This window comes from Thermus altitudinis, assembly GCF_022760835.1.
GTDB lineage: Bacteria > Deinococcota > Deinococci > Deinococcales > Thermaceae > Thermus > Thermus altitudinis.
Window position 1 is genome coordinate 1 of the sequence record NZ_JAKTNQ010000016.1, and the last position, 24,969, is coordinate 24,969.

Genomic DNA, 24,969 nt, shown 5'->3' on the forward strand with positions numbered 1-24,969 from the left:
CCAAATGAACCGCCGGCGGACGTGGGGGGTCCATGTATCCCCGGTTTGCAAACTGGGGGACTGTAGCCCCCCACGCCCCCTTTTCTCTAAAGGCCTATCCCGGGGCTGGGAAGAGCACCCTCTTCCCCCTCCGGCTCCTAAAGGCCTTGCCGGGCAGGATCCTCCTCTTTGAACCCCGGCGGGTGGAGGCCTGGGCCGTGGCCGCCAGGCTGGCGGAAAACCTGGGAGAGCCTCTGGGCAAAACCGGAGCGGGTCTCCGCCCTCTGGCGAAGCCGCCTGGGCGCAAAGCCCCAGCAAACCCTGCCGGAACCGGAAGCGGTGGGCAGGCTTCTTCTGGCCGCCTACCCTGACCGGGTGGCCCAGCGGGTGGCACCGGAGCGTTACCGGCTGCCCTCGGGTCCCCTGGTGCGCCTTGTCGGGGACGGCCCCGCATACCTGGTGGCCCCTGGAGCTGACCTGACCGCCCAAGGGGGGCGGATCCTCCTCTATGCCCCTCTGGACAAGGGCCACCTGGAGGAAAGGGCCGAGGTGGTCTCCTGGAGGGGATGGGAAGAGGGTAGGTTCAAGGGCTACCTGGAGCAACGCTACCAGGCCCTGGTCCTGGAACGGATCGGCGTGGACCCCGGCCCCCCCACGGCAAAGCACCTGGAGGAAGCCCTCAGAGGCCAGCTTCCCCTCAGCGCCGAAGCCCAGCAGGTCCTCCTTCGCCTCTCCTTCCTGAGGGAGCACGGGGTGGAGGTGCCGGAGCTTTCCGAAGAAAGCCTACTTCAGGACCTCTCCTGGCTCCTTCCCTGGACCCAAGGGGTGCGGCAGGTGGAGGACCTAAAGGCCCTACCCTGGAAGGAGATCCTGCTGGGCCTGGTCTCAGAGGCCGCCGGGCCCTTGGAGCGCCTGGCGCCGGAAGTCCTCCTCCTGCCCTCGGGCAGGCGCAAGCGCCTGATCTACCGGGAAAAGGCCCCTCCCCTCCTCTCCTTGCGCATCCAGGAGGCCTTTGGGCTTCGGGAAACCCCCAGGGTTCTGGGAGGCCGGGTTCCGGTGGTGGTGGAGCTCCTTTCCCCCGCAGGCCGCCCGGTCCAGGTCACCCAGGACCTGAGGAGCTTCTGGGAAAAGCGTTACCCTCAGGTGCGCCGGGAACTCATGCGCCGCTACCCCAAGCACGCCTGGCCGGAAAACCCCTGAACACCCCCTACCCATGGCCAGGGGGCCAGGTTTATACTCGGTGTAAGCAAAGGAGGGAAGACTATGGAGCTTTTCCAGGAAGCTTGGGCGCACGCCTACTGCCAGAAGCTGAACCAAAGCGAGGCCTACCGGAAGGCCGCCGCCACCTGGGAGGGAAGCCTGGCCCTGGCGGTGCGCCCTGATCCCACCTTGGGATTCCCCCAGGGGGTGGCCGTGGTCCTGGACCTTTGGCACGGGGCGTGCCGGGGGGTGAAGGTGGTGGAGGGGGAGGCGGAGGCCGACTTCGTCATCGAGGCCGACCTGGCCACCTGGCAGGAGGTGTTGGAGGGCCGCCTCGAGCCCCTTACCGCCCTCATGCGGGGGCTTTTGGAGCTCAAACGGGGCTCCATCGCCGCCTTAGCCCCTTACGCCCAGGCGGCCCAGGAGCTGGTCAAGGTGGCCCGGGAGGTGGCATGAAGGCTTTGGTCTACCACGGGCCCTTCCAGGTGGCGGTGGAGGAGGTACCCGAGCCCAAGCTGGAGGCGGAAACCGACGCCATCGTCCAGGTGGAGCTGGCCGCCATCTGCGGCTCGGACCTCCACATCTACCACGGCAAGATCGCCGGGGTCCTGCCGGGAACCGTCCTAGGGCACGAGTTCGTGGGGCGGATCGTGGAAAAGGGGGCCTTGGTGCCCTTTTCCCTAGGGGAAAGGGTGGTGGGGAGCTTCCAGGTGGCCTGCGGGGACTGCCCGGCCTGCCGCAAGGGGCAGTACTTCGCCTGCTTGAAGGGAGGGGTTTACGGCTTCGGCCTGGCCCTGGGAAACCTCCAGGGAGCCCAAGCGCAGCGGGTGCGGGTCCCCTTTGCCCGGCATAGCCTTTTCCCCATCGGAAACCTGCCCGCAGAGGAGGCCATCCTGGCGGGGGATATCCTCACCACCGCCTACGGGGGGGTGCGGCCCTTCCTCGCCCCGGGGATGAGTGTGGCGGTGGTGGGTTCGGGGCCTGTGGGCCTCATGGCCCAGATGGTGGCCCACGCCCTGGGGGCTGGACGGGTCTACGCCATAGACCCGGAGGACGCCCGCCTGGAAAAGGCCGCGGCCCTGGGAAGCCTTCCCCTAAATCCCAAGGCGGAAGACCCCCTGGCCCGGGTGCGCAAGGAAACCCAGGGCCTGGGAGCGGACCTGGTGGTGGAGGCGGTGGGCGGGGATGGGGAGGCGCTAAAGCTGGCCCTTCGCCTTGCGGGGCCGGGGGGCATCGTATCCAGCCTAGGAGTGCCCACCGAGGAGAAGCTGGAATACCCTTGGCTTTCCGCCTTCAGCCGGGGCCTCACCCTGAAAAGCGCTCTGGCCAACATCCCTCGCTGGATTGAGGAGGTCCTGGCCCTGCAAAGGGCGGGGAGGCTTAGGGGAAGCTTTGTCTTCAGCCACCGCCTGTCCCTCGAGGAGGCCCCGGAGGGCTACCGGCTTTTCCACGAGCGCCAGGCCACCAAGGTGGCCTTGGTGCCCTAAAAGTAAAACCGCCGCCCGCAGGCGGCTTCTTCCTCTGACTTCTTTATTATACCACGGTTTACCGGTATGTAAAGAGGTATGCAGCAAAACCCGTTCCCCACGGGCTAGAAGCCTCTGGGTCCCCGCTTGGGACCGCGCCAGTGAGGGCCCCAGGAAGCCTTCCCGAAATACCTCGGAACTTTTCCACTTTTTTGGCAAACCCTCCCCCTGGGAAACCTTCCCCACCGGAAGGCACCAAAGTGCCGTCAGAGGTGTGCGACTGGGACCCCAGCCTAGCTTGCCCCGGGGTGGGATGGTGTTGGGCAATGTAACCTTCCTCCCCCTCCCCTTGGGCAACCGGGCTAACCTCAAGGCAAAGGGGGTGAAGCCATGGCCCGGTATCTGGTGGTGGCCCATCGTACGGCCAAAAGCCCCGAACTGGCCAAAAAACTCCTGGAGATTCGGGATCAGGACCCCGAGGCCCGCTTTGTCCTACTGGTTCCCGCCGTACCCCCTGGGGGCTGGGTTTACGAGGAAAAGGAAATCCAGGAGCGGGCAAGGAAGGAGGCCGAGGCCGCAAAAGCCGCCCTCGAGGCCCAAGGTATCCCAGTGGAAGAGGCCAAGCCTGGGGACGTTTCCCCCCTCTTGGCCATGGAGGAGGAGCTCATGGCCCACCCCGGGGCCTACCAGGCCATCGTCCTGGCCACCCTTCCTCCCGGGCTTTCCCGCTGGCTCCGCCTGGACGTCCACACCCAGGCCGAACGGTTTGGCCTGCCGGTGATCCACGTGATCGCCCACTGAAGCCCAATCCCCTTCCCCACCTCCCCGGCTTGTTTCTCATCCTGGCCCCGTATACTCGGCCTCGTGCTGGGGCGGTACGTCCTTAGGGAGGTCTTGGTCCCCTACCTGGTGGGGGTGGTGCTCTTCGTGGCCCTCCTCACCTTTGACCTCCTCTCCAGCCTCTCCGGGGTGCTCCTAAGCCGGGGGGTTGGGGTGGAGGCCATCCTGAAGCTCATCCTCTACCGCCTTCCCTGGACCCTGAGCCTGGCCCTTCCCTTGGGCCTGGTCTTCGCCATCCTGGTGGGCCTGGCCCGCCTCATCCGCAGTTCGGAGCTGAAGGCGGCCTACGCCGCGGGCGTACCCCCATGGGCCCTCCTAAAACCCCTGGCGCTTTTGGCCCTTCTGGTGAGCCTTTTCAACCTCCTCAACCTGGCGGAGCTCCGCCCTAGGGCCCTCGAGGCCTACGACCGGCACCTGGCCCACCTCCTATACGGGGAAGGGGCCTATAGCGGGGTGCTCCGCCAGCAACTTTATGCCCCCCCGGGCCTCGGGGTCTACTACGCCGAGGAGGTGCGGCCTGAGGTGGGGCAGAACCGGCTTTTTGGCCTCCGGGTAGTGGACGAAAGGGGCCGGGTCTACAGCGCCCCAGAAGGGGTCTGGGACCGGGAGGGGTGGCAGTTTCGGGGCTACGTGTGGGATGGGGAAGGGCCCAAGCCCTTCGCCGGCCTCCTTCCCTTCCCCGTGGAGTTTCGCCCTAAGGAAAGCCTGGGCTCCCGTGACCCCTACGACTCCACTACCCTCAGGGAGCTTTGGCAGAGAAGCCAGGTGGAGCCCTCAGCCCGCTTCGCCTTCCACCGCCGTCTGGCAGACGCCTTGGGGGGCTTCTTCCTGGGCCTGGTGGCCGCCGCCTTGGGCCTCGCCTTCCGGGAGGCCGCCTGGGCTTTCCTTAGCATCGTCCTCCTCATCTTCGGCTACTACGTGCTTTGGACCCTAAGCGCCCAACTGGCCCGCTATGACGTAAACCCCCTGTTCGCCTATCTCCCCAACGGGCTCTATGCCCTTTTGGGGCTCTACCTGGTCTGGAGGTTACGGTGACCACCCTGGACCGCTACCTGCTGCGGGAAGCCTTGGGCCACTACTTCCTAGGGCTTGGGGCCATCGTGCTGCTCTTCCTGGCAGGTGCGGTCTACGAGGTCCTGGCCCCCCTGGTGGCCAAGGGGGCGGACCCCTACACCCTTCTCCTCTATCTCCTCTACCGCACCCCCGAGGCCTTGGTGCGGGGAAGCCCGGTGGCCTACCTCTTCGCACTGCTTCTCCTCCTCTCCCGCATGGCCGAGGACTCGGAGCTCAAGGCCCTTCTCGCCCTGGGCATCCGGCGGGAACGGGTACTCCTGCCCCTCTTGGCCCTGGGAGGGGTATTGGCCCTCTTGGGCTTCGCCTTAGGGGAAAGCCTGGTGCCAAGAAGCCTGGCGGCGGGGCAGGACCTCTTGAGGCGGCAGGTGTTGGAACGCCCCCGCACCCTCCTCACCCCCGGGGCCAGTTTCCAGGACGCCAAGGGCCGGGTGGTCTACGTGGGGGAGGTGAGCGGGGATAGAATCGGGAAGCTACGGATTCTTTCCCGGGAGGAGGTGGTCTTGGCGGAGGAGGGAAGGTTCGGAGGAGGGGTTTTACGGGTGGAAAGAGGCCTGAGGATCACCTATGAGGGGGACCGGCCAAGAACCGTAACCCGCTTCCAAAGGGGCGAGCTGGTCCTTAAGGACCTCACCTTTGAGCCCTGGCAAAACCCCGCCAACCGCATGACCCTAAGGGAGCTAAGGCAGGAGGTGGAAAGGCTCAGGCAGGCGGGGGTGAAGGCGGGCCTCGAGGCCACCACCTACCATCGCCGCTTTGCCGAACCCGCCGCCAGCCTCATCTTTGCCCTTTTCGCGGTGGGGCTGGCCTTTTACCTCTTGGGCGGGTCCCGGAGCCTGGGGCTTGTGGGGGTGGCGGTCCTCACCTTCTTCTACTACGCCACCTGGAGCGTGGGACGGATCATGGGGGAGCAAAACGCCCTAAACCCCCTTCTGGCCGCCTGGGGGCCCAACCTGGTCTACGGGCTTCTGGGCCTCCTTCTCTTCCTAGGAGGGCGGAGGTGAAGGCCCTTGCCCTGGCCGTGGTCCTCCTTTGCCTTTGGCATCCCGCCTGGGCCCAGGAAAAGGTGCTGAAGGTCCTGGAAGCGGAGAAGCTAGAGCTTAGGCAGGAAGGAGACGAAGAGGTCTACGTGCTCACGGGCAGTCCCGTGCGCCTGGAACGGGATGGGGAGGCCATTGAGGCGGGAAGGGTGATCTATTTCCGCACCCGAAAGCTCCTTCTCCTCTCGGAGGGGGTTCGCTACCGGGACCGGGAGGGAAGGCTTTTGCAGGCGGAAGAGCTGCAGCTTTCCCTTTCCGACGAAAGCTTTGACGCCCTGGAGATGCGCATAGAGGCCAAGGACCTGTTCCTCACCGGGCCCCTTTGCCAGCGGGTGGCGGGGGCCATCCTCCTGGAAAGGGGCTATGCCTCCCCCTGTGTCCCCTGCGGCCAGGAGGTGCCCGACTACGCCTTCCGCGCCCAGGAGATCGTCTTATATCCCGGGGATCGGGTGGTGGCCCGGGGGGTGGTGCTTTTGGTCCAGGAAGGGCCCGTTTTAGAGCTTCCGGTCCTCCTCCTTTTCCTATCGGAGCGCCAACCCCGGTTTGAGGTGGGCCAAGACGGCGGGGGGTTTTACCTGAAGGCCGCCTTGCCCTACGTGGCCCAGTTCGGCCTGGGGTTCACCCTTCTTTCCTACTACCAAGGCCGGGGGTATGGCTTTGGCTTTGACCACTTTGGCACCGGGGAGGCCAAGGAACGCTACTTCTTCCTCCATACCCCCCCGGACACCTTCCAGTACCGGGGGGAGTACGCCCTAAAGCGGCGGGACTTCTCCCTTAGCGCCCTCCTGGAACGGGACGACACCCGGGACAGGCTTACCCGCTTCCGCCTGGAGGCCCTTTGGCCCGGCACCCCCTCCCCCCAGGACTGGCGCTACACCCTTCGGGCCGAGGGCTTCCTGGACCACGACCCCACCACCCCACCTCCCAGAACCCTCCAGCGCCTGCCCGAGGTGGAGGCCCAAAGCCCCGTCCTCCGGGAAGGCCCCTTCAGCGTGCAGGGGGGGCTGGTGCTGGGCCGCTATCTGGCGGAGACCAACCCCCTAAACCGCTCCGCCCGGGCCCTTGGGCCCTATGCCGAAGCAGGAAGGGCCCTCCTTTCCCATAGCGAGAGCCTTTCCCTTTCCCCTTGGTCCGGGGCCACGCTTAGGGCGGAAAACCGCTTCCGGGGCTTCTATTACACCACGCAAAACCCGAACGGGGAGTACGAGCGGCAGATAGACTGGGCCACCACGGCCAGCCTCCGGCAAACCCTGGGGGGCTTCAGCCTGGAAGCAGGCTACCTCCGTAGCCTCCAGGAGGGGGAAACCCCCTTCCGCTTTGACGCCCTACCAGAACGGCGAAGCCACCGGGCCACCTTGAGCTTGGGCCTTCAGGAAAGGCCCCTGGCCCTAAGCCTCAAAGGGGGCCGGGACCTGGAAGGAGGGAGGTACCTGCCCTTAGAGGCCCAGGCCACGCTTCAGGACCAGGGATACCAGCTGACCCTAGGGCACAAGCGGGGCCTCGAGGGGGAAGGGCCCTTGGAAACCCGCCTCGAGGGGAGCCTCACCCCCTACCCCTTCTCCCTCAAGGCCAGCCTCCGCTTTGACCACGCAAAGGCCCTCTTTGACCCCCTCCTCTTGCAGGGGGCCTACGCCCTCCCCGGGGGAAGCCTGAACCTGAGCCACCGCCATGGCCTTAACGGGGAAGGCCCCCTCACCACCGATCTCAGCCTCGCCCTAAGGGAGGGGGCCAGCGCCTACACCCTAAGGGCCTTAAGGGACTGGCAGAAGGATACCCTAAGCCTCCAAGGGCAGGCCATCTTGGGCCCAGAAAGCCTCTCCCTGCAAACCACGTGGGACCCCACCGCCTTGGCCTACACCCTGGCCTACCGCGGGGGAAGCCTCCCTGGGCCCCTTTTGGACCTGGCCCTTTCTGGCCGGTACCAGGAGGGCTTTAGGGCCACGAACCTGCGCTTTGGCCTTACCCAGGCCCAGCCGGAGGTATCCTTCCGCCTAGGCGCCAACCTCCACCTCCCCGAGGTGGAGGACCGGGAGATCTACCTCAAGGATGCCACCTTTAGCGGGGGGATGGAGCTTTGGCCACCGGTGCCGGCGGATGAAGCGGGGGAAGGGGCCATCCCCGGGCTTTCCCTCTCGGGAAACCTCACCTACCTGCGCCAGCCGCAAAGGCCCGAGGGCTATGGCCTCGCCTTGCGCAACTTCGGGCCCACCTTCACCTTCCTAGGCCGGGAGAGGACCAAGCTCCACCTCTCCGCCCTCCTCACGCAAAACCTTCCCGGGGAGCCCTTAAAGCCCCGGTTTGTCCTGGTGCTGGACCGGTGTTGCTGGGCCCTACGCTTCACCCTGGATGCCGCCAAGGGCAGCGTGGGCCTGGCCTTCCTCTACGGAGGGCAGGCGGCGGGGCTTCTCCTTTCCCAGGAAGGCGTAAAGCTGGGAGGTGGCCGGTGAAACGGTTAGGGCTTACTCACCTGGTTTTGGGCAGCTTGGCCCTTCTCCTGGGGGCCTGCACGGGAAGCCAAGAACCCCCCCTGCCGGCCCTGGTGGCCATGGGGGGAGGGGGGGAGGTGCGCTTCTACCGGGCCAAAGACCTCCAGGGGGGCACGGCTAGCCCCGTGACCACCTGGAACATCCCAGGACTCCAAGACCTGGCCTACTCCCATGGCTTCGGAAGGCTTTACCTTCTCCTAGGGGACCGCCTCGAGGCCTACCCCACCCAGGGCTTCGGGGGGGATGCCGCACCCCAGCCTTCCCCCACCACCGCCAGCCTCCCTGGTGGCGTGGACTGCACGGGAGGCTACCTCCAGCTGGGGCAGAACCGGCTTCTGGCCCATTGTCCAAGGGCCTCCCGGGCCTTCCTCTGGAACCTGGACGGCTCAGGCAACCTGGAGGAAGCGGACCTCACGGGCCTTCCCCCGGAGGTGCGCCTGGCCCTTTTCCCCCAAGGGGGGGAGGAACTTCTGGCCTACATGACCCGGCAGGCCCTGGGCTACCGCCCTCCCCAGAACCCCATGGGCACCCCCAGCTTGGAAAAGCCCCTGGATCCCCCGGCGAGCCAAGGCCCCTACGGCCTAAAGCTGGACCGCCTCCAGGGGCGCCTCCTAGGCCTTGCCGCCACCGTGTCCGAGGTGCGGCTATACACCCTGGAGGGGGATACCCTTGCAAGCCGCAAGGTCCTGGGCGATTTTCCCCAGGAAAGCCGCCTGGCCCTAGACCCCGTGGGGGGAACGGTGGTCTTTGGCCAGGGGTTCCAGGTGCTCTTCCCCCGGGAATCCCCCGTACAGGAGCCTTTCCGCACCTACACCGCCGGGCTCGTGGGCCAGGATGGTTACCTTTACCTGGTAAGGGGGCAGGGCCTCGAGGTCTACGACCTGGTGCCCTCCCCTCCCGTTTTCCTACGTAACCAGCAGCTGAACTTCGGTCCCACTTCCCTGGCCTTCATCCCGGTAGAATGAGGCATGCTCCAGGGTAAGGCCTTTTTGGTCACGGGGGCCGGGGGCGCCTTGGCCCGGGCGGTGATCCCCGCCCTGCACCAGGCAGGGGCTAGGCTCTTCCTCTCCGACCCCCGGGGGGAAAGGATGGCGGAACGGGCCAAGGAGTACGGCGCCCAAACCTTCGTGGCCGACCTCACCCGGCTGGAGGAGGCCCTAGCCCTAGCCCGTTTTGTGGAAGGGCAAGCCCCCCTTTTCGGGGTGGTGCACACCGTGGGCGGGTTCGCCGCCGGGCGCTTCTTGGACTCGGACCCCGGCCTCTATGACTGGCTTTTGGACCTGAACCTGCGCACCACCTTTAACCTCCTAAAGGCCACCCTGCCTTACATGGAAGCCCGCCGGGAAGGGTTTTTCGCCGCCGTGGCCGCGGGAACCGCCTGGACGGGAGCAGGACCCCACCGGGCCCTCTACACCATGGCCAAGACCGCCCTGGCCAGCCTCCTCCGCTCCTTGCAAGGGGAGGTGGAAGGGGTGCGCTTCCTCCTCCTCTACCCCATGGGCACCCTGGACACCGAGGCCAACCGCAAGGCCATGCCCGAGGCCGACCCTAGCCGTTGGATCGCCCCCGAACTCCTGGCCCAGGCCATCCTCCTGGCCGCCACCGCTAGGGGGGGAAGGCTTTTGGAACTGCCCATCTACCCCCCCATCTAGCCCCCAGGTAGGCCCCCAGGAAGTCCGCCAAAAGGTCCAGGCCAAAGGCCTCCCGGCCAGGGACATGGCTTTGGTGCCACTCGTCCACCACCCCGTACATAGCCGCCAGGAAAAGGCCGGAGCGGGAATCCCCCAGGGCTACCCCCAGGAGAAAACCTAGAAGGCCATAGGCCAGGAAATGGGCCCCCTTATCCCAGGGGTGCGGCAGGCCCATCCCGGTAGCAGGCTGGTCGGAAAGCCACCAGAGTAGGCCCATCTCCCCCAGGGCCAAAAGGGCGGCCAGAAGGCGCCAGGGGCTAGGCACCCTCTTCCTCCACCAGCTCCCAAAGCACCCCTAGGCCAAAGCTAGGGTGGAGAAAGGCCACCCGGTGGCCCCCGAAGCCAGGCCGGGGCACCGGGTCTAGGAGCCTGGCCCCTTCCCCCTCAAGCCGAGCCAGCTCCTCCTCTATCCGGGGGGTGGCAAAGGCCAGGTGGTGGAGCCCCGGGCCCCGCTTGGCCAAAAAGCGCCCCACCGGGGTTTCGGGCCCCATGGGGGCCAAAAGCTCCACCAGGGCCTCCCCTTGGCCCTTCAGCATGGCCACCTGGACTCCCTGGGAGGCCACCTCCCCTTCCGCCACCACGCCAAAGCCCAAAAGCCCATAGCGGGCCTTGGCCTCCTCTAAGTCCTCCACGGCAATGCCCACGTGGTGTAGCCGCATGGGGAGATTCTATAGGTCGTACCAAGGGGGCTTACCCCGGTAAAGCTCCAGCTCCCCGAAGACCTCTTCCTTGCTGGCCTCCTCGAGGCGGATCACCTGGGGCGGGCAGCTTTCCACGCAGGCCCCACACCCCGTGCAGGCCTCCACCTTGAGCCTGAGCACGTACTCCTCCCCCTCCCGCACCCTATAGACCGCCTCCGTGGGGCAGACGTTGGTGCAGACCGGGCAGAGGGTACATCCTTCCTCCACGGCTATCCTGGGCCAGCGCACGGTGGAAGCCCGCTTGGCCGCAAGGAGGCGCAGGCGAAGCTCCGCCGGCAGGCCCTTTTCCTCAGGTTCCGCGGCCAGAGGAGGCTCGGGCACCAGATCGGCGGCGGTGCGCTTGGCGCTCCCCAAAAGCGCCTGGAACAGCTCCCTCCGGCCCACCTTCTCCCCGGGAAGCTCCCCTTGGCGGACCTCCACCTCCACGGGGTGGTAGCGCCGGGCCTCCTCGGCCATCCTCTCCAGGTGCTCGGGCACCAAGGGGCCCCCAATCCTGCAGGTGGCGCAGTCTCCCCTGGCGAGGATAAGCTGGCCAAAGCGGCTTCCCGCCTCCGCCAAAAGCCCCGGGGTCAGGCGGCCCAGGCACAACACCTCCTCCCCCTTGCCCTCAGCCTTGGAGCAACGGATCTGCCCCTTGCCCCGGATCAGGGCTTCCTGAATACCCCCCAAAGGGTACTCCAAGGCCACCCCTGGGCAGACCCCCGTGCACAGGCCACACCCCGTGCAAAGCACCTCGTCCAGCTCCACCCGGAAGCTTTCCAGCTGCACCGCGCCTTTAGGGCAGACCTGGTAGCAGCGGTCGCACCCCCCCACGCTGTTCTTGTAGAGGAGGCAGCGGGTCTCAACATACCGGGGCCTGGGATCCGTGGCCTTCAGGAAGGCATTTAAGAGGTTATCCAAAAGGCCCATCTACGCCCCTAACAGGTCCTGAATGGCCTCCAGGAACGCCTCAAACTGCCGGAAGTCCATCTGCTGCTGGTTGTCGGAAAGGGCCACCTTGGGGTTGGGGTGGACCTCCACGTGCACCCCATCCGCCCCCACCGCCAAGGCCGCCCGGGCCAGGGGGGCCAGGAGGTCCGTACGGCCGGCGGCGTGGGTCACGTCCACCACCACGGGCAGGTGGGTTTCCCGCTTGGCCAAGGCCACCGCGGAAAGGTCCAGGGTGTTACGGGTCCAGCGCTCAAAGGTGCGGATCCCCCTTTCCGCCAGGATCACCTGCTCGTTTCCTTGGCTCAGGATGTACTCGGCGGCATAGAACCATTCCTCCATGGTGGCGGCAAGCCCGCGCTTGAGGAGAACGGGCTTACGGGAGCGGCCCACCTCCTTAAGGAGGGCGAAGTTTTGCATGTTGCGGGCCCCCACCTGCAGGATGTCGGCGTATTCCGCCACCACCTCCACATCCCGGGTATCCATGACCTCGGTGACGAAGACCATGCCGAAGGCCTCTGCCGCCTTCCGCCCCAGCCTTAGCCCCTCCACCCCCAGGCCCTGGAAGCCGTAGGGGCTGGTCCGGGGCTTGAAGGCCCCACCCCTCAGGACCCTGACCCCCTTGCCGGCGAGAAAGCGGGCCGTTTCCATCATCTGCTCCTCGGACTCAATGGAGCAGGGGCCGGCGATGAGGAGGGGCTTCTCCCCAAAGACCAAGGGGCCCACCCGCACCCGGGTGGGCTCGGGCTTGTGCTGGCGGGAGTAGAGGAACTTTTTCTGGTCCTCTTGCTCCTCGAGGTCCAGGCTGGCCTTGAAGATCTCCTTGAATAGCTTCCGGATGGTCTCCGCGGGGAAGGGGCCGGGGTTTTCCGCGGTGAGGTAGGCCAGCATCTCCTCTTCCCGCTTGGGGTCGTAGTGGGGTAGGCCCAGCTCGGTCTGGATGCGGCCGATCTCCTGCACCAGCCTCCCCCTTTCGGAAAGGAGGCGCAAAAGCTCCCGGTTCACCCGGTCCACCTCTTTGCGCAGGGCCAGGATGCGCTCGTCCATGGGTCATTCTATGGGCAGAACCCTAAGCGGGTGTCAAGCGGTTTCCTCCTTGGGCCTCGCCCGCTCCGCCAGCCGGGCTACCAGCACGGAGATCCAGTAGAGGACCAAAAGGGGGCCGGTGACGATGGCCAAGGACACCACGTCCACCGTGGGGGTGATGACCGCGGCCAGGGTGAGGAGGAGGACCACGGCGATCCGCCAGTTGCGGGCCAAAAAGGCCGAGGAAAGGATGCCCAGCCGGGCCAGGAGGTAGCTCACCACCGGCATCTCAAACACCAGGCCCATGACGGTCATCATCATGAGCACCTGGCCCATGTAGCGGCCAATGGAGATCTGCGGGGTGATGACATCCCCCAAAAAGCCCAGGAGGAAGGGAATGGCAAAGGGCAGGAAGCCATAGTAAGCGAAAAGGGCCCCTAAGGCGAAGCTGAACCCCGCCCCCAGCAAAAAGGGCACCGCCAGGCGTTTTTCGTGCTCGTAAAGCCCAGGGGCGATAAAGGCCCAGACCTGGTAGACGATGAAGGGCAGGGCCAGCACCAGCCCCCCGAAGGCCGCCACCTTCAAGGAGACCAGGAAGGGCTCGGTGATGTCCAAGACGATGAGGTTGACCTGGATGTTGTTCTGCTTGGCCGCCAGGTCTAGGGGCCGCTTCAGCCACTCCAAAAGCTGGACCCGAAAGGACCAGGCCACCCCCGTGCCCACCACCCAGGCCACCAAGGACCAGAGGATGCGGGTCCTGAGCTCCTCGAGGTGTTCTACCAGGGGGGCTTCCTTCAAGCCTTACGCTCCTCTTGGGGTTGGGTAACCTCCGGGGCCTTGCTGGGAGCCTCAGAAACGGGCTTGGGCTTCGGCTCCTCCCGCACGTCCACGGACTTTTCCAGCTCCTCGCGGATCTCCTGGGCCCCCCGCTTGAACTCGCGGATGCTTTGGCCCAAAGAGCGGCCCAGCTCAGGAAGCTTCTTAGGCCCAAAGATAAGAAGGGCCACCACCAGGATCACCAGGATTTCCGGCATGCCCAGGTTCATACTCCCCAGTTTACCACCTGGCCTGAAATGAGGGTGAAGCCTTCCTTATCCTTCCCCACCCAGGCCTTGGGAAAGCGGGCCCATTCCGGGTGGCACCGGGCTGGGATCAGTCCTCCTCACGTTTGCGGCGGGCATAGCCCAATAGGTTCCGCTGCCGCTCCCGGGCGATGGCCAAGGCCTCCTCGGGCACATCCTGGGTGATCACGCTTCCCGCCCCCACCATGGCCCCATCCCCCACCCGCACCGGGGCCACCAGGACGCTATTGGATCCGATAAAGGCCCCTTTGCCGATATAGGTCCTGTGCTTGCGCTTGCCGTCGTAGTTGGCGGTGATGACCCCGGCCCCGATGTTGGTGCCCTCCCCCACCTCAGCATCCCCCAGGTAGGCCAGGTGCCCCGCCTTGACCCCGGGGTGGAGGAGGCTATTCTTCACCTCCACGAAGTTGCCCACGTGGACCCTTTCCTTAAGGACCGCCCCCGGGCGGAGCCGGGCGAAGGGCCCAGCGTCGGCCCCGCTCCCCATCACCGCCCCCTGGGCCACGGTGTGGGCCTGGACCCGGGCCCCGGGTTCCAAGAGGGTGTCTTCCAGAATGGCATAGGGCCCCACCTCTGCCCCCTCGCCGATTTTGGTCTTCCCCTTGAGCACCACCCCGGGCCACAGGGTCACGTCCGGAGCCAGTTCCACGCTGGCCTCGAGGTAGATGCTCTCGGGCAGGATCATCCGCACCCCCTTTCGCATCCACTCCCGGCGCAAGGCGGCAAGGAGCACCCCCTCCACCCGGGCCAGCTCCTCCCGGGTGTTCACGCCAAGGGCCTCCTCCGCCACCCCCTGGACCGCCACCACCTTGCGCCCATGGGCCCGATAGATGCCGATGAGGTCAGGGAGGTAGTACTCGCGGGCAGCGTTCTCGTTTTTCACTTCCTTAAGGGCCTGAAAAAGAAAAGCGTCAAAGGCATAGGCCCCGGCGTTCACCTCCCGGATGGCCTTCACCTCCGGGGTAGCGTCCTTCTCCTCCACATTGCCCAAGACCTCCTCCCCTTGGCGCAGGATGCGGCCATAGCCGGTGGGGTCAGGAAGCTCCACGGTGAGGAGGGCCATCCCCGCCCCCTCCTCTACCCTTTCCAGAAGAGCCCTGAGGGTTTCCGGGCGCAGGAGGGGGGTATCCCCTTGGGTGACCAAGATGGGCCCAGGGAATCCCCTCAAGAAGGCTTCCGCCTGCAGGAGGGCATGGGCGGTGCCCAGCTGTGCCTCCTGCACCGCCACCTCCACCGGGTAGCCTTCCAAGGCCTGCATCACCTGTTCAGCCCCATGGCCCACCACCACCACCAGCTTCTCCGGAGCTAAGGCCAAGGCCGTTTCTACCCCATAGGCCAGCATGGGCTTGCCCAAAAGGGGATGGAGCACCTTGGGCAGGCGGGACTTCATGCGGGTCCCCTGCCCGGCGGCCAGGATCACATGGGCGTGCATAGGGTCATTTTAGGCTAGGTGTGGTCCTGAACCACCTCGAGGCCCATCCTCTCCAGCTCCCGCACCAAGGCCTGCACCGCCCCCCTAACCCCATCGGTGATGAGGGGGCTTCCGAAGCGGCTTACGCCCGCGTAGATGCCCTTGGTACTCTTGCGCACCTCCAAGAGCAGGCCCTGGGTGAGGTCCTCCTCCTCCACATGGGTGAGGACATAAAAGCCCTCTTCCCCCCGGGCCACCTCCAAAAAGACCGCCACCCCGCCCGGAACGACCACGGGGGCCTTAACCAAGACCAGCTTTTCCGGAAGATTCCCCTTTAAGAGGGCGTGGGCCACCGGATACCTCCTTATGGGCGGCCAAGGCATGGGATCCTCGGCCACCTTGGTGAAGACCGCATGGAAAAAGGTGCGGCCGGCCTCCTGCCACTTGAGGGCGTACTTGGTGCGGAGATGGGCCTCAGGAGGGTCCTTCACCTCCACCCGGTAGAGCCGGGTTCGTTCCGCCTCCTCCAGGGCGAAGCGAAAATACTCCTCGTGGTCGGTGGTGAGAAGGAGGTCCCCGCCCTCCCCAAGCCGGGTGGAAAGCCTGCGGAAAAAGCCCTCCTGCAAAAGGCGCTTCTTCTGGTGGCGCTTTTTGGGCCAGGGGTCGGGGAAGTTGACGATCACCCGCCTAAGGCTTCTCGGGGGCACCAGGTTCCGCAGGGCGAAGGGGCCTTGTCCGTGGTACAGGCGCACGTTCCCAATCCCCTCCCGCCTGAGGCGCCTATAGGCCCTAAGGACGCTGGCCGCCGAAACCTCGGCCCCCAGGATGAGCCAGTGGGGGTGGGCCTGGGCCAGCTCCGCGGTGAAGCGCCCGTCGCCAAAGCCCACCTCGAGGACCAAAGGCCCCTCCTGGCCAAAGAGGTCGTGGATGCGGGGAGGCCAGGTGGCCAAGGAAGCAGGTCGCACCAACACAAAGGGAGATTATAGGGCCTTTTCAAAACCTTTTCACAGGAGGGACCCAAGGTGGAAGCAGGAGGTTGGGTTATGGCCCTATTTGGCAATCTCCATTCCGTACCCCTGGAGGAGCTCCTCCAGGTCCTGGCCCAAAAGGAAGGAGCCCTAGAGATTTGGAACGTAAAGGATATTCCCGCCACCACCATCTACCTGAAGCCCGGCCGCATACGCTCCGTTGACCAAAACGGCAAGCCCCTGGACCCCCTGATGGCCAAGGCCGTCTTGCAAGCCCTGATCCAGGCTCGGCAAGGCAGCTTTGAGTTCATCCCCGAGGCAAAACCCAAGCACAGGCACCGCCTGAACTGGCCTCTGGAGAAGGTCCTTCTCAGCACCGTCACTCTTCAGGACGAGCTGGAACGCTACCGCCCCTACCTCCCGCACCCCCGGGCCATTTTCAAGGCCACCCTTATCGCAAGGAAGCATCTTTCCCAGGAAAGCTTTTTGCAAAAGGCCCTGCCCCACCTGGAGAGGGGGGCTTCCGCAGAAACCTTAGCCAAAGCCCTGGAAATGCCCCTAGACCTGGTGCGGTTTTACCTCTTCCGTCTGGAAAGAAAAGGCCTGGTGGAACGCACAGGACAGATGGAAAGTGGCCGGAGTGGCCTCTTGACCTTGATCCTTAAGGGGGTGGGGCTATGAAACCCAGCACAGCGTTTTTCCCCAAGCGGGTTTTGGTGGTGGATGACGAACCCATCCAGCGCCTTCTCCTCATGCGGGCCCTCGAGCCCCTAGGGGTAGAGGTCCAGGAAGCCCGGAACGGCCAAGAAGCCCTGGATCTTTTTGAGGATGGCCTCCCCCAGGTGGTGCTCACCGACTTGCACATGCCGGTCATGGATGGCTTGGAACTCACCCGCAGGGTCAAGGCCCTTGATCCCCTTCTCCCCGTGATCCTCCTCACCGCCGATGGGGACAAGGAGGTGCGCCTAAAGGGCATTGAGGCCGGGGCCGACGACTTCCTGAACCGCCCCGTGGACCTCACGGAACTCCGGCTCAGGGTGCGGGGGCACCTGGAAAGGCGGCGGCTTCAGGAAAAGCTGGAGGACCTGGAAAGAACCCTCCTGGCCTTGGTGCGGGCAGTGGAGGCCAAGGACGCCTACACCGCCGGCCACGGGGAAAGGGTGGCCCAATACGCCCTTTGGACCGCGGAGGAGCTAGGGGCCAGGAACGGGGAGCTGGAGGACCTGCGAATGGGGGCGCTGCTTCACGACGTGGGCAAGATCGCCATCCCCGACCATATCCTGCGGGGCGACTACACGCTCACGGAAAACGAGTGGCGCTTCATCCGCCAGCACCCGGTGAAGGGCGATGAGATCATTCAGCCCCTAAGGGCTTACCCTCGCCTAAGGCCATATGTGCGCTGGCACCATGAGAAGCTGGACGGCTCCGGCTACCCCGATGGCCTTACCGATATCCCCCTCCTGGTCCAGACCCTCACCGCCGCCGACATCTACGATGCCCTCACCAGCGTGCGCACCTACCGCAAGCCCTTGCGCCCCGAGGAAGCCTTAGGGGTGCTGGAGGAGGAAGCGAGAAAGGGAAGGCTCCACCGGGAGGTGGTGCGGGCCATGAAAAGCGGCCTTATCCGCAACCGGACCCTGCGAACGGCCTAAAGGCCGTACTCCTCCCAACGGGAGTCCACCAGGGCCTGGATGCGCGGGTCCATGCGGATGCGCTCGGGCCAGGTGCGGGTGAAGCCCTCCTCGGGGAACTTGCGGGTGCCGTCCAGCACCAAAACCGGGCCCTCCACTCCCTGCATGACCCGGGCATCCCGCTCCGGGTCTATGTTGTTAAGGACGGCCCAAAGGAGCTCCTCAGGGGTCAAAAGGGTGTCGTGGTCCGCCAGGAGGAGAAGGCGGATGCCAGCGCTTTGCGGGGTGTTGAGGAGCCTTTCCGCCAAGGAGAAGGCCTGCCCGGGGCGTTCCTTGCGCAAGGCCACGCCCCAAATCCCCGGCCACTGGCGTTGGTCCTCCACCTCCAGAGGGGGTAGTTCCGCATGCGCCCGGGGTGTGAAGGGCACCTCCCCCCCCTCCTCAGGAAGCTTGCGGGTGCCGTCCAGGACCAGCTTTCCCCCAAAGGCAAAACCCCGGGAGCTATGGTCCAGGACGTCCATGGGCCCCCTTAGAAGAAGGGTATCCCGGCCAGGTAGGGCATGCTTAAGGGCCTCCTGCAGGGTCCTAAAGCCCGGCTTCACCGGCACGTCCCCGTCCACGGCCACGATCACCTTGGCGAACATCATCTGGCCTAGGCCCAGCATCCCATAGGCCACCTTGTAGGCCTGGCCGGGGTACTCCTTGCGCAGGGCCACGTTCACCCAGTTGTGGGCCACCCCCTCGGGGGGCATGTGGTAGTCCACCACCTCGGGGAGCACCAGGCGCAAGGGGGGCAGGAAAAGCCGCTCGGAGGCCTCTATGAGATAGGCATCCTCCATGGGGGGCATCCCCACGATGGTGGCGGGGTAGATGGCCCTCCTGCGGTGGGTGATGGCGGTCACGTGAAAACGGGGGTAAAGGTCCACGGGGGTGTAAAAGCCGGTGTGGTCGCCAAAGGGGCCTTCCTCCACCAGGGGTTCCTCCGGGTCAATGTAGCCCTCCAGGACAAACTCCGCCTCGGCAGGCACCGGCAGGTCCACGGTGATGCCCCGGGCCAGCTCCACTGGGGCTCCCCGCAGAAAGCCCGCCAGGTGGAACTCGCTCACCCCGGGCAAGGGAGGCAAGGGGGCGGTGGCGGCATAGGTGAGGATGGGATCCCCTCCCAAGGCCACGGCCACCTCTAGCTTTTTGCCCAGTTTCCTGGCCTTCTCCAGGTGGCGGCGGCCCACCTTGTGGAGCTGCCAGTGCATGGCGGTGCTCTTCCCGTCCAGGACCTGCATCCGGTACATGCCCACGTTGAGCTCCCCGGTCTCCGGGTCCTTGGTGATCACCAGGGGCAGGGTGAGGAAAGGCCCCCCGTCCAAGGGCCAGCACTTGAGGATGGGAAGGCGGGAAAGGTCCACCGCCTCCCCCTTCAGGACCACTTCCTGGACCGGAGCCCTTCGCACCCACCTGGGGAAAAACCCTTTGAGGAGGGGGAGCTTGGGAAGCAGGCCCAACAGGGCGGAAAGCCCCCCCTTGCCCGGCTTAAGGGCCAGCAAGGCTTCCACCTTGGCCGCAAGCTGGTCCAGGTCCTCCACCCCCAAGGCCAAGGCGGTGCGCTCCCGGGTGCCAAAGAGGCCGATGGCCACGGGGAAGTCCTTACCCACCACCCTTTCAAAAAGAAGGGCTGGTCCCCCCGCCTTCACCATGCGGTCCGCGATCTCGGTGATCTCCAGCTCGCTGGAAACGGGTACCCTGATGCGCTTAAGCTCCCCCCTCTTTTCCAGGGCCAGGAGGTAGGCCTCGAGGTTCCTAAACACCCCCAAGCTTACCCAAAGGGGAAAGGCCGTGAGGATTGCCGCCTACACTTCCAGCACCAGGTGCTCTATCCGGTGGGACCTTGGGGTGCCGTGGACCAGGATGGCCTCGAGCCTCACTGGGAGATCGTCCCGGGCCAAAAGGTGGTGGGCGCTTTTCAGCAGGCGCTCCACCTTCCTCGGGGTAATGGCCTCCAAAGGGGCTCCAAACGCCCCCGAGCTACGTTGCTTCACCTCCACCACCACGTACACCCCGTCCTTCTCCATGAAGAGGTCCACCTCGCCAAAGGGGGTGCGGCGGTTGCGCCCAAGAAGCCGGTACCCCCGTTCAAGAAGATAGGAAAGCGCCAAGTCCTCAGCCCAACCTCCCCTCATCTACCCCCTCCAGATGGGGTTTCCTTCGGTACCGGCGCGAGGCCAAAACGGCTTCAAGGCGTCCACTCCTGAAAGAGCTCCCCGTCCAGGTAAAGCCGAAAGAGGACCTTCCCCACCCCCTGGTAGGTGCCCGTAACCCGTAAGCCCTCCTGCCCTTCCCCCTCGTAGACCAGGTGCTCCCCCCGGTCGTCTACAAACACCAGGCGCACCTGGCGCCCCTCCGCCTCCGGGGGGAGGTTTAGGTCTAGGGAGACGGTGCGCACCTCGGGCTCCTTAGGGGGTGGGGGGTTCAAGGCCCCCACCCGCACCTCTCCCCTCACCGCCACCCTTAGGCGCACCCCGCTTCCCGGGAGCATGGGGGTACCGGGGGCAGGGTCTTGGGCTAGGACCGTACCCGGAGGTGCCCCAGCGGGCACTTCCTCCATCTGCACCTGGAGGCCCATGGCGTTCAGGAGGAAAAGGGCCTCCTTTTGGTCCAAGCCCGTGAGCTGGGGCAGGGGCACGGTGGGACCCAGGGAAGCCCCTCGGGAGACCAGAAGGCGCACCGTGGCCCCAGGGGGCAAGGGGGTGCCAGGAGGCGGATCGCTGGCCAGCACCGTGCCCAAGGGCTCGGGGCTTTCCACCTGGGCCACCCCAGCCAGGCGGTACCCCAGCTCGGAAAGCCGGGCCTCGGCCTCCTCCTGGCGAAGCCCCTTCAGCTCGGGCAAGGGATTCAGCCGGGCCTGGTTAAGGGTAAGGCGCACGGTGCGCCCGGCCCTAAGGCGGGTTCCCGGTGGGGGCTCCTGCGCCAGCACCACCTCCTTGGGCTTGGTGGGGTCGTTACCCTCTTCCACCTCCAGCCTAAGCCCCGTATCCTTCAGGAGGAGAAAGGCCTCCCGGGCGGTTTTGCCCACCAGGTCCGGCACGGCGTACTCCGGGGGGTTGAAGTAGCGGTAAACCCCTTGGGAAAAAAGCCATAGCCCCAGGAGGAAGAGGAGAAGGCCCGGGGCTACCCCCAGAAGAAAGCCAGGCCGAAGGCGGGAAGCGGACCGGGCCAAGGCCCGCCGGGCAGGCCCTAGGGGCCAGGGGGATAGGTAGGCCACCCCTTCCTCGGCCATGGCCAGGTGCTCCGGGCCGAATCCCAAGGGAGCCAGGGCCTCGAGGGCAGCCCGGGGGGGCGCTTTCCGGGCCAAGGAACGCTCGGGGAAAAAGGCGTAGTAGCGCCCAGGCTTGGCGGAAACCACCGCCTCCACAAGCCCAAGCTCCTCTAAGCGTTTGATGGCCGCCCGGTACCGGTAAAAGCGCTCCTTGTCCTCGGGGGTGCGCACTTGGAAGAGGAAAACCACCCCGCCCTCCACCCGATAAAGGACGATCCCCTCCCTTTCCTCGAGGGTTTCCAGCACCGGGTAGCGGTCGTCCAGAAGCATGCGTGCCCGATTATACTCCCCCAAGAGAACCCCCAAACCCCTATACTCTAGGTGGTATGTGGGATGTTCTCGTGGTGGGTGGTGGTCCCTCTGGTCTTTCCGCGGCCCTCTTCCTGGCCCGGGCCGGGCTTAAAGTCTTGGTGTTGGACGGCGGGCACTCCAAGATCCGGCAGGTGAGCCGGGTGCCCAACTACCCGGGCCTTTTGGATGAGCCCTCTGGGGAAGAGCTGTTGGAAAGGCTAAAGGAGCACGCCCGCCGCTACGGGGCCGAGATCCGCAAAGGGGTGGTCAAAAGGGTGCGGGACCTGGGAGGGGTCTTTGAGGTAGAGACCGAGGAGGGCGTGGTGGAAGCCGAACGGCTTCTTCTTTGCACCCATAAGGACCCCACCCTGCCCTCCCTCCTAGGCCTAACCCGAAAGGGCGTCTACATTGACACCGACGAGATGGGGCGCACCAGCTACCCCCGGGTCTACGCCGCTGGGGTGGCCCGGGGCAAGGTGCCGGGGCATGCCATCGTGAGCGCAGGGGACGGGGCCTATGTGGCCGTGCACCTCATCTCCGACCTGCGGGGAGAACCCTACAAGGACCACGCCACCTGAAACCGAGGCGCCACCTCCAAATGGCCTCCAGGAAAGGGCCTTCCCGGGGCCGTCTCATACCGGCCTACCCGCCATCATAAAGCTGGCCGTCATGCCCCCATCCACCACCAGGATGGCCCCGGTGATGAAGCTGGCCTTCTCCGAGGCCAGGAAGAGCACCGCCTCTGCCACCTCTTCCGGCTGGCCCAACCTTCTTAGGGCATGCAGGTCCTCCCAGTCCCTTTGGGTCTTCTCTGGGTCCTCGGAAAGGGCGATGGCCTCCAGCACCGCTTCCGTGGCGATGGCCCCCGGGGCCACGGCGTTCACCCGGATGCCCAAAGGGGCCAGGTCCAAGGCCAAGGACCGGGTGAGGTTGACCAGCCCCCCCTTGGAAGCGTTATAAGCGGCGTTTTCCTGTTCGGCGAAGAGCCCCTGGACGCTGGCCACGTTCACGATGGCCCCCCTACCCACCTTGGCCATCTCCTTGGCCGCCAGGGCGGAAAGGTGCATGGGGGCGGTGAGGTTGACCTCCAACACCTTTCGCCACTGGGGAAGCTTCACGGTAAGGGCCGATCCCGGGGCGCCCGTGGCCGCGTTATTCACCAACACGTCCACCCGCCCCAAGGCCCGGGCCGCCTCCTCCACGAAACGCACCCGGTCCCTCTCCTCGGCCAGATCCGCCTGCACGAAAAAGCCCCCCACCTCCTCCGCCACCTCCCGCCCCTCAGGCCGTAAGTCGCAAAGGGCCACCAAAGCCCCCTCCCGGGCAAAGGCCCGCACAATGGCCCGGCCTATGCCCCGGGCAGCTCCTGTTACCAAAACCCCCTTCCCCTCAAAAAGCCCCATGCCCCTAGCTTACGAGGCCCGGGTCCAGGGCCTCAGCCACCCTTTCCTTGGGCAGGCTCCCCTGCACCACCTCCTTCCCCCCGCCCTTGGCCCCCAAGGCTTTGAGCCTTTCCAAAACCGCCTGCCGACCTGGGCCAAGGGTGGCAAAGCGCCCTTCGGAGGAGAGGAGCAAAAAGGTCTTGTGGCTCCAGGAGAGGAGTTTCTTGGCCAGGTCTCCCAAAACGGCAGCGGGCACCAGGAGCACCCCCTCGGCCAAGGCCCGGGGCAGGAGAGCCTCCACCAAGGCCTCTTTAAGCTCCAGGTTCTCCCCCTTTAGGGCATAAAGCTCCTCTTGAAGCTTGCGCACGGGCTTCTCCAGCTCCAAGGGGCTGGTGGAGAAGGAAAGGGCCAGGCGGGAAAGGAGGGCGTGCTTGGCGTGGTAGTCCTCCAAGGCCTCCCAGCCGGCCATAAAGTAGACCCGGCTTCCCCCTTTGTACCGCTCCCACTTCAGGATCTTGATGGGCCCCGCCTGGGCGCTGGTCCTAAGGTGGGTACCCCCACAGGCCGCCAGGTCAAAATCCCCGATCCTAACCAGGCGCACCCTGCCCTGCACCTTGGGCGGCCGCCTTAAGGGGTAGTGGCCCAGTTCCTCCTGGGAAACCCAGAAGGCTTCTATGGGGTAGTCGGCGTACACGGCGAAGTTAGCCAGGGCCTCGGCCTCTTGGACCTTGGCGTCTTGGGCTTCCTCCTCGAGGTCCACCGTAGAGACAGGGCTGTCCAGGCTCACGGCCACCGTGTGATATCCCCCGGCCCGCAAAAGGGCCTGGGAGAGGATGTGCTGGGCGGTGTGGCGCTGCATGTGACGAAAGCGCCTATTCCAGTCAATCTCCCCCTCCACCTCCACCCCCTCGGGGATGGGAGCCGCCATGCGGTGCACCACCTCCCCAAAGGCCTTGGCCTCCTCAAAAACGTGCTCCACCCGCACCTCGCCAAAATCCCCCCTCAAGACCCCCGTATCCGCAGGCTGCCCCCCGGACTCGGGGTAAAAAAGGGTCTCGGAAAGCACGGCATAATGGCCCTTCGCGTCGCTCCAAGCCCGTACCACCCGGGCCCGAAAGCGGGTGGCGTAGCTATCCTCCTGGTAAAGCCTCATGCCCTCTAGAATAAAGAGGATGGTGCCCCTGGACTGGGAGGAGTGGCCAAGATGGCGGGCCCAGGCCCAGCCCACCCTGGCCTCTTCAAGAAAGGACCTGGAGGAAGGGGAATACGCCCTTAAAGGCCCCTCGCGGGGGTTAGTGGGGCCCGCCTTGGGACACCTCATCCAGGCGCCGAAGGAAGCGGGGCGCACCCCAGAGGCTCCTTCCCTTCCCGCCCGCTATCCCGACGCCTATCCTGAGGGAAGCCCTTACGGGTACCCCACACGGGCCCGGGCTGGAGAGGCCCTAAGGGCGGCCAAGAGGGTCCTGACATGGGAGGAGGAGGAGGTTTGGAATGAGCTCAAAAGGCGGATGGCCGCCTGGGAAGCCCTGGGAGAGGCCCGGGTTTACCTCTTGGGCTCGGTGGCCCGGGGAAGCTTCGGCCCAAAAAGGGATATAGACCTCCTGGTGGTCTCCCCCCACCCGCCCAAGGACCCCTTGGAGCGCCTCCTCCAGAGCCTGAACTCGGGCTGGGTGGAGACCAAGGGCCTAACCCTCGAGGAGTTTGCCAAGGAAAAGGCCAAAGGGGCCTTGGAGCCATGAAGGGGGAAAGGCTGGACAAGGTCCTCGCCCGCCTGGGCCTAGGAAGCCGCAAGGAAGTGGCCCGCTTGGTGCGAAGCGGCCAGGTGCAGGTGGGGGGCCGGGTGGTCCAGGATCCTGCCTTTCCCGTACCCCCAGGGGCGCGGCTCGAGGTGAACGGCCAATCCCTGGCGCTGCGGCGCCATCACCATATCCTCTTGCATAAGCCGGCAGGGTACATCACCAGCCGCACGGAAGGCCCTTCGGTCTATACCCTCCTGGAGGGCTTTCCCACCCGGGACCTCTCCCCGGTGGGCCGCCTGGACAAGGACACGGAAGGCCTCCTCCTCTTCACCACCCACGGCGAACTCCTCCACCGCCTCACCCACCCCCGGCACAAGGTGGAAAAGCGCTACCTGGTCCACCTGGAACGCCCGGCCACCTGGGAGGACCAGAAGGCCTTCCGCCAAGGGCTTCTTTTGGATGGAAAACAGCTCCTCCCGGCAGAACTCACCTGGCAGGAGGACCCCACCTGGGTGGAGCTGGTCCTGAGGGAAGGCCGCTTCCACCAGGTGAAGCGCATGTTCCAGGCCCGGGGCAACCGGGTGCTCTATCTGAAGCGGCTCTCCCTAGGCCCCCTCACCCTGGGCGATCTGCCCAAGGGCCAGGCCCGCTACCTCCTGCCAGAGGAGGAGGAGGTCCTATACCGGGCGGTGGGACTTTTCACAGGAACTTAAAAGGGCTTTGGATAC

The 24,969-nt window shown here is 65.7% G+C and carries 28 protein-coding genes; 15 read left to right on the plus strand and 13 right to left on the minus strand.

Annotation, left to right across the window (positions count from 1 at the left end; genetic code table 11):
• Window positions 1-32: 32 nt before the first annotated feature.
• From L0D16_RS07070 to L0D16_RS07115, 10 genes are all read left to right on the plus strand, one after another.
• On the plus strand, window positions 33-350 hold the full coding sequence (locus L0D16_RS07070; RefSeq protein ID WP_243030840.1) for a hypothetical protein: 318 nt from the start codon (window positions 33-35) through the stop codon (window positions 348-350).
• Window positions 319-1,179 (plus strand): ATP-dependent helicase C-terminal domain-containing protein, encoded by an 861-nt coding sequence (locus L0D16_RS12580; RefSeq protein ID WP_243030841.1) that lies wholly within the window; start codon window positions 319-321, stop codon window positions 1,177-1,179. Before L0D16_RS07070 ends, L0D16_RS12580 begins: the two co-directional genes overlap by 32 nt.
• A 63-nt stretch (window positions 1,180-1,242) precedes the next feature.
• The gene (locus L0D16_RS07080; RefSeq protein ID WP_243030842.1) at window positions 1,243-1,635 is read left to right on the plus strand and encodes an SCP2 sterol-binding domain-containing protein; all 393 of its coding nucleotides are present in this window, start codon (window positions 1,243-1,245) and stop codon (window positions 1,633-1,635) included.
• The gene (locus L0D16_RS07085; RefSeq protein ID WP_243030843.1) at window positions 1,632-2,666 is read left to right on the plus strand and encodes an alcohol dehydrogenase family protein; all 1,035 of its coding nucleotides are present in this window, start codon (window positions 1,632-1,634) and stop codon (window positions 2,664-2,666) included. The genes L0D16_RS07080 and L0D16_RS07085 overlap by 4 nt, the downstream gene beginning before the upstream one ends.
• Window positions 2,667-3,035: 369 nt before the next feature.
• Entirely contained in the window at window positions 3,036-3,446 is a 411-nt protein-coding gene (locus L0D16_RS07090; protein ID WP_243030844.1) for a hypothetical protein, read from the plus strand.
• 63 nt (window positions 3,447-3,509) lie between these two features.
• Window positions 3,510-4,520 carry an LptF/LptG family permease gene (locus L0D16_RS07095; RefSeq protein WP_243030845.1) on the plus strand — a complete coding sequence of 337 codons (1,011 nt, stop codon included), beginning with the start codon at window positions 3,510-3,512 and terminating at the stop codon, window positions 4,518-4,520.
• Window positions 4,517-5,560 carry an LptF/LptG family permease gene (locus L0D16_RS07100; RefSeq protein ID WP_243030846.1) on the plus strand — a complete coding sequence of 348 codons (1,044 nt, stop codon included), beginning with the start codon at window positions 4,517-4,519 and terminating at the stop codon, window positions 5,558-5,560. The genes L0D16_RS07095 and L0D16_RS07100 overlap by 4 nt, the downstream gene beginning before the upstream one ends.
• Complete coding sequence (locus L0D16_RS07105; protein ID WP_243030847.1) at window positions 5,557-8,043, plus strand: LPS-assembly protein LptD; 2,487 nt, start codon at window positions 5,557-5,559, stop codon at window positions 8,041-8,043. Before L0D16_RS07100 ends, L0D16_RS07105 begins: the two co-directional genes overlap by 4 nt.
• Window positions 8,040-9,047 carry a hypothetical protein gene (locus tag L0D16_RS07110; RefSeq protein ID WP_243030848.1) on the plus strand — a complete coding sequence of 336 codons (1,008 nt, stop codon included), beginning with the start codon at window positions 8,040-8,042 and terminating at the stop codon, window positions 9,045-9,047. Before L0D16_RS07105 ends, L0D16_RS07110 begins: the two co-directional genes overlap by 4 nt.
• A 3-nt stretch (window positions 9,048-9,050) precedes the next feature.
• Entirely contained in the window at window positions 9,051-9,734 is a 684-nt protein-coding gene (locus tag L0D16_RS07115; protein WP_243030849.1) for an SDR family NAD(P)-dependent oxidoreductase, read from the plus strand.
• Here the strand turns inward: L0D16_RS07115 and L0D16_RS07120 are convergent.
• From L0D16_RS07120 to trmB, 8 genes are all read right to left on the minus strand, one after another.
• Entirely contained in the window at window positions 9,688-9,990 is a 303-nt protein-coding gene (locus tag L0D16_RS07120; protein WP_243030904.1) for a VanZ family protein, read from the minus strand. The genes L0D16_RS07115 and L0D16_RS07120 overlap by 47 nt on opposite strands.
• Before the next feature lie 40 nt (window positions 9,991-10,030).
• Window positions 10,031-10,432: a methylmalonyl-CoA epimerase gene (gene mce, locus L0D16_RS07125; RefSeq protein ID WP_243030850.1), complete on the minus strand. Its 402-nt coding sequence runs from the start codon at window positions 10,430-10,432 to the stop codon at window positions 10,031-10,033.
• A 9-nt stretch (window positions 10,433-10,441) separates the two neighbouring features.
• The gene (locus tag L0D16_RS07130; protein ID WP_243030851.1) at window positions 10,442-11,383 is read right to left on the minus strand and encodes a 4Fe-4S dicluster domain-containing protein; all 942 of its coding nucleotides are present in this window, start codon (window positions 11,381-11,383) and stop codon (window positions 10,442-10,444) included.
• Entirely contained in the window at window positions 11,384-12,448 is a 1,065-nt protein-coding gene (locus L0D16_RS07135; RefSeq protein WP_243030852.1) for a bifunctional 3-deoxy-7-phosphoheptulonate synthase/chorismate mutase, read from the minus strand.
• Between the two features lie 33 nt (window positions 12,449-12,481).
• Window positions 12,482-13,225 carry a twin-arginine translocase subunit TatC gene (gene tatC / locus L0D16_RS07140; protein ID WP_243030853.1) on the minus strand — a complete coding sequence of 248 codons (744 nt, stop codon included), beginning with the start codon at window positions 13,223-13,225 and terminating at the stop codon, window positions 12,482-12,484.
• Window positions 13,222-13,473, minus strand: coding sequence for a TatA/E family twin arginine-targeting protein translocase (locus L0D16_RS07145; protein ID WP_243030854.1), 252 nt, complete (start codon window positions 13,471-13,473; stop codon window positions 13,222-13,224). The genes tatC and L0D16_RS07145 overlap by 4 nt, the downstream gene beginning before the upstream one ends.
• A gap of 106 nt (window positions 13,474-13,579) precedes the next feature.
• Window positions 13,580-14,941 carry a bifunctional UDP-N-acetylglucosamine diphosphorylase/glucosamine-1-phosphate N-acetyltransferase GlmU gene (glmU, locus tag L0D16_RS07150; protein WP_243030855.1) on the minus strand — a complete coding sequence of 454 codons (1,362 nt, stop codon included), beginning with the start codon at window positions 14,939-14,941 and terminating at the stop codon, window positions 13,580-13,582.
• 14 nt (window positions 14,942-14,955) lie between these two features.
• Window positions 14,956-15,891 carry a tRNA (guanosine(46)-N7)-methyltransferase TrmB gene (gene trmB / locus L0D16_RS07155; RefSeq protein ID WP_243030856.1) on the minus strand — a complete coding sequence of 312 codons (936 nt, stop codon included), beginning with the start codon at window positions 15,889-15,891 and terminating at the stop codon, window positions 14,956-14,958.
• Window positions 15,892-15,963: 72 nt separating this feature from the next.
• Here trmB and L0D16_RS07160 point away from each other — a divergent pair, with 72 nt between their 5' ends.
• Window positions 15,964-16,569, plus strand: coding sequence for a DUF4388 domain-containing protein (locus L0D16_RS07160; protein ID WP_243030857.1), 606 nt, complete (start codon window positions 15,964-15,966; stop codon window positions 16,567-16,569).
• A complete protein-coding gene (locus tag L0D16_RS07165; protein WP_243030858.1) occupies window positions 16,566-17,540 on the plus strand; it encodes an HD-GYP domain-containing protein in 975 nt (324 codons plus the stop codon). Before L0D16_RS07160 ends, L0D16_RS07165 begins: the two co-directional genes overlap by 4 nt.
• Here the strand turns inward: L0D16_RS07165 and L0D16_RS07170 are convergent.
• Genes L0D16_RS07170 through L0D16_RS07180 form a run of 3 tightly spaced genes read right to left on the minus strand, consistent with a single transcriptional unit; the run spans window position 17,537 to window position 21,099 of the window.
• Window positions 17,537-19,321 carry a menaquinone biosynthesis decarboxylase gene (locus L0D16_RS07170; RefSeq protein WP_243030859.1) on the minus strand — a complete coding sequence of 595 codons (1,785 nt, stop codon included), beginning with the start codon at window positions 19,319-19,321 and terminating at the stop codon, window positions 17,537-17,539. The genes L0D16_RS07165 and L0D16_RS07170 overlap by 4 nt on opposite strands.
• A 42-nt stretch (window positions 19,322-19,363) precedes the next feature.
• Window positions 19,364-19,693, minus strand: a complete 330-nt coding sequence (locus L0D16_RS07175) for a YraN family protein (RefSeq protein ID WP_243030860.1) — start codon at window positions 19,691-19,693, stop codon at window positions 19,364-19,366.
• A 53-nt stretch (window positions 19,694-19,746) separates the two neighbouring features.
• Window positions 19,747-21,099: a PASTA domain-containing protein gene (locus tag L0D16_RS07180; protein ID WP_243030861.1), complete on the minus strand. Its 1,353-nt coding sequence runs from the start codon at window positions 21,097-21,099 to the stop codon at window positions 19,747-19,749.
• 56 nt (window positions 21,100-21,155) lie between these two features.
• On the opposite strand from L0D16_RS07180, the gene L0D16_RS07185 reads away from it, so the two are divergent.
• Window positions 21,156-21,698: an NAD(P)/FAD-dependent oxidoreductase gene (locus tag L0D16_RS07185; protein ID WP_243030862.1), complete on the plus strand. Its 543-nt coding sequence runs from the start codon at window positions 21,156-21,158 to the stop codon at window positions 21,696-21,698.
• A 54-nt stretch (window positions 21,699-21,752) separates the two neighbouring features.
• On the opposite strand, the gene L0D16_RS07190 is transcribed toward L0D16_RS07185, so the two are convergent.
• Window positions 21,753-22,523 (minus strand): SDR family NAD(P)-dependent oxidoreductase, encoded by a 771-nt coding sequence (locus L0D16_RS07190; RefSeq protein ID WP_243030863.1) that lies wholly within the window; start codon window positions 22,521-22,523, stop codon window positions 21,753-21,755.
• 4 nt (window positions 22,524-22,527) lie between these two features.
• The gene (locus L0D16_RS07195) at window positions 22,528-23,655 is read right to left on the minus strand and encodes an alanyl-tRNA editing protein (RefSeq protein ID WP_243030864.1); all 1,128 of its coding nucleotides are present in this window, start codon (window positions 23,653-23,655) and stop codon (window positions 22,528-22,530) included.
• Window positions 23,656-23,674: 19 nt separating this feature from the next.
• On the opposite strand from L0D16_RS07195, the gene L0D16_RS07200 reads away from it, so the two are divergent.
• Both L0D16_RS07200 and L0D16_RS07205 read left to right on the plus strand, forming a co-directional pair.
• A complete protein-coding gene (locus L0D16_RS07200) occupies window positions 23,675-24,241 on the plus strand; it encodes a nucleotidyltransferase domain-containing protein (protein WP_243030865.1) in 567 nt (188 codons plus the stop codon).
• Window positions 24,238-24,954, plus strand: coding sequence for a pseudouridine synthase (locus tag L0D16_RS07205; protein ID WP_243030866.1), 717 nt, complete (start codon window positions 24,238-24,240; stop codon window positions 24,952-24,954). Before L0D16_RS07200 ends, L0D16_RS07205 begins: the two co-directional genes overlap by 4 nt.
• Window positions 24,955-24,969 lie beyond the last annotated feature (15 nt).

Excerpts from the sequence above, each read along its gene's own strand:
- L0D16_RS07180 (WP_243030861.1), bottom strand. The coding sequence starts at position 21,099 with ATGCTTCTGGACGACCGCTACCCGGTGCTGGAAACCCTCGAGGAAAGG.
- L0D16_RS07120 (WP_243030904.1), bottom strand. The coding sequence starts at position 9,990 with ATGGGCCTACTCTGGTGGCTTTCCGACCAGCCTGCTACCGGGATGGGC.
- L0D16_RS07130 (WP_243030851.1), bottom strand. The coding sequence starts at position 11,383 with ATGGGCCTTTTGGATAACCTCTTAAATGCCTTCCTGAAGGCCACGGAT.
- L0D16_RS07085 (WP_243030843.1), top strand. The coding sequence starts at position 1,632 with ATGAAGGCTTTGGTCTACCACGGGCCCTTCCAGGTGGCGGTGGAGGAG.
- L0D16_RS07185 (WP_243030862.1), top strand. The coding sequence starts at position 21,156 with ATGTGGGATGTTCTCGTGGTGGGTGGTGGTCCCTCTGGTCTTTCCGCG.
- L0D16_RS07070 (WP_243030840.1), top strand. The coding sequence starts at position 33 with ATGTATCCCCGGTTTGCAAACTGGGGGACTGTAGCCCCCCACGCCCCC.
- L0D16_RS07190 (WP_243030863.1), bottom strand. The coding sequence starts at position 22,523 with ATGGGGCTTTTTGAGGGGAAGGGGGTTTTGGTAACAGGAGCTGCCCGG.
- L0D16_RS07160 (WP_243030857.1), top strand. The coding sequence starts at position 15,964 with ATGGCCCTATTTGGCAATCTCCATTCCGTACCCCTGGAGGAGCTCCTC.
- L0D16_RS07195 (WP_243030864.1), bottom strand. The coding sequence starts at position 23,655 with ATGAGGCTTTACCAGGAGGATAGCTACGCCACCCGCTTTCGGGCCCGG.
- glmU (WP_243030855.1), bottom strand. The coding sequence starts at position 14,941 with ATGCACGCCCATGTGATCCTGGCCGCCGGGCAGGGGACCCGCATGAAG.
- L0D16_RS07135 (WP_243030852.1), bottom strand. The coding sequence starts at position 12,448 with ATGGACGAGCGCATCCTGGCCCTGCGCAAAGAGGTGGACCGGGTGAAC.
- L0D16_RS07115 (WP_243030849.1), top strand. The coding sequence starts at position 9,051 with ATGCTCCAGGGTAAGGCCTTTTTGGTCACGGGGGCCGGGGGCGCCTTG.
- L0D16_RS07200 (WP_243030865.1), top strand. The coding sequence starts at position 23,675 with ATGGTGCCCCTGGACTGGGAGGAGTGGCCAAGATGGCGGGCCCAGGCC.
- L0D16_RS07145 (WP_243030854.1), bottom strand. The coding sequence starts at position 13,473 with ATGAACCTGGGCATGCCGGAAATCCTGGTGATCCTGGTGGTGGCCCTT.
- L0D16_RS07165 (WP_243030858.1), top strand. The coding sequence starts at position 16,566 with ATGAAACCCAGCACAGCGTTTTTCCCCAAGCGGGTTTTGGTGGTGGAT.
- L0D16_RS07175 (WP_243030860.1), bottom strand. The coding sequence starts at position 19,693 with ATGAGGGGAGGTTGGGCTGAGGACTTGGCGCTTTCCTATCTTCTTGAA.
- mce (WP_243030850.1), bottom strand. The coding sequence starts at position 10,432 with ATGCGGCTACACCACGTGGGCATTGCCGTGGAGGACTTAGAGGAGGCC.
- L0D16_RS07080 (WP_243030842.1), top strand. The coding sequence starts at position 1,243 with ATGGAGCTTTTCCAGGAAGCTTGGGCGCACGCCTACTGCCAGAAGCTG.
- L0D16_RS07205 (WP_243030866.1), top strand. The coding sequence starts at position 24,238 with ATGAAGGGGGAAAGGCTGGACAAGGTCCTCGCCCGCCTGGGCCTAGGA.
- L0D16_RS07090 (WP_243030844.1), top strand. The coding sequence starts at position 3,036 with ATGGCCCGGTATCTGGTGGTGGCCCATCGTACGGCCAAAAGCCCCGAA.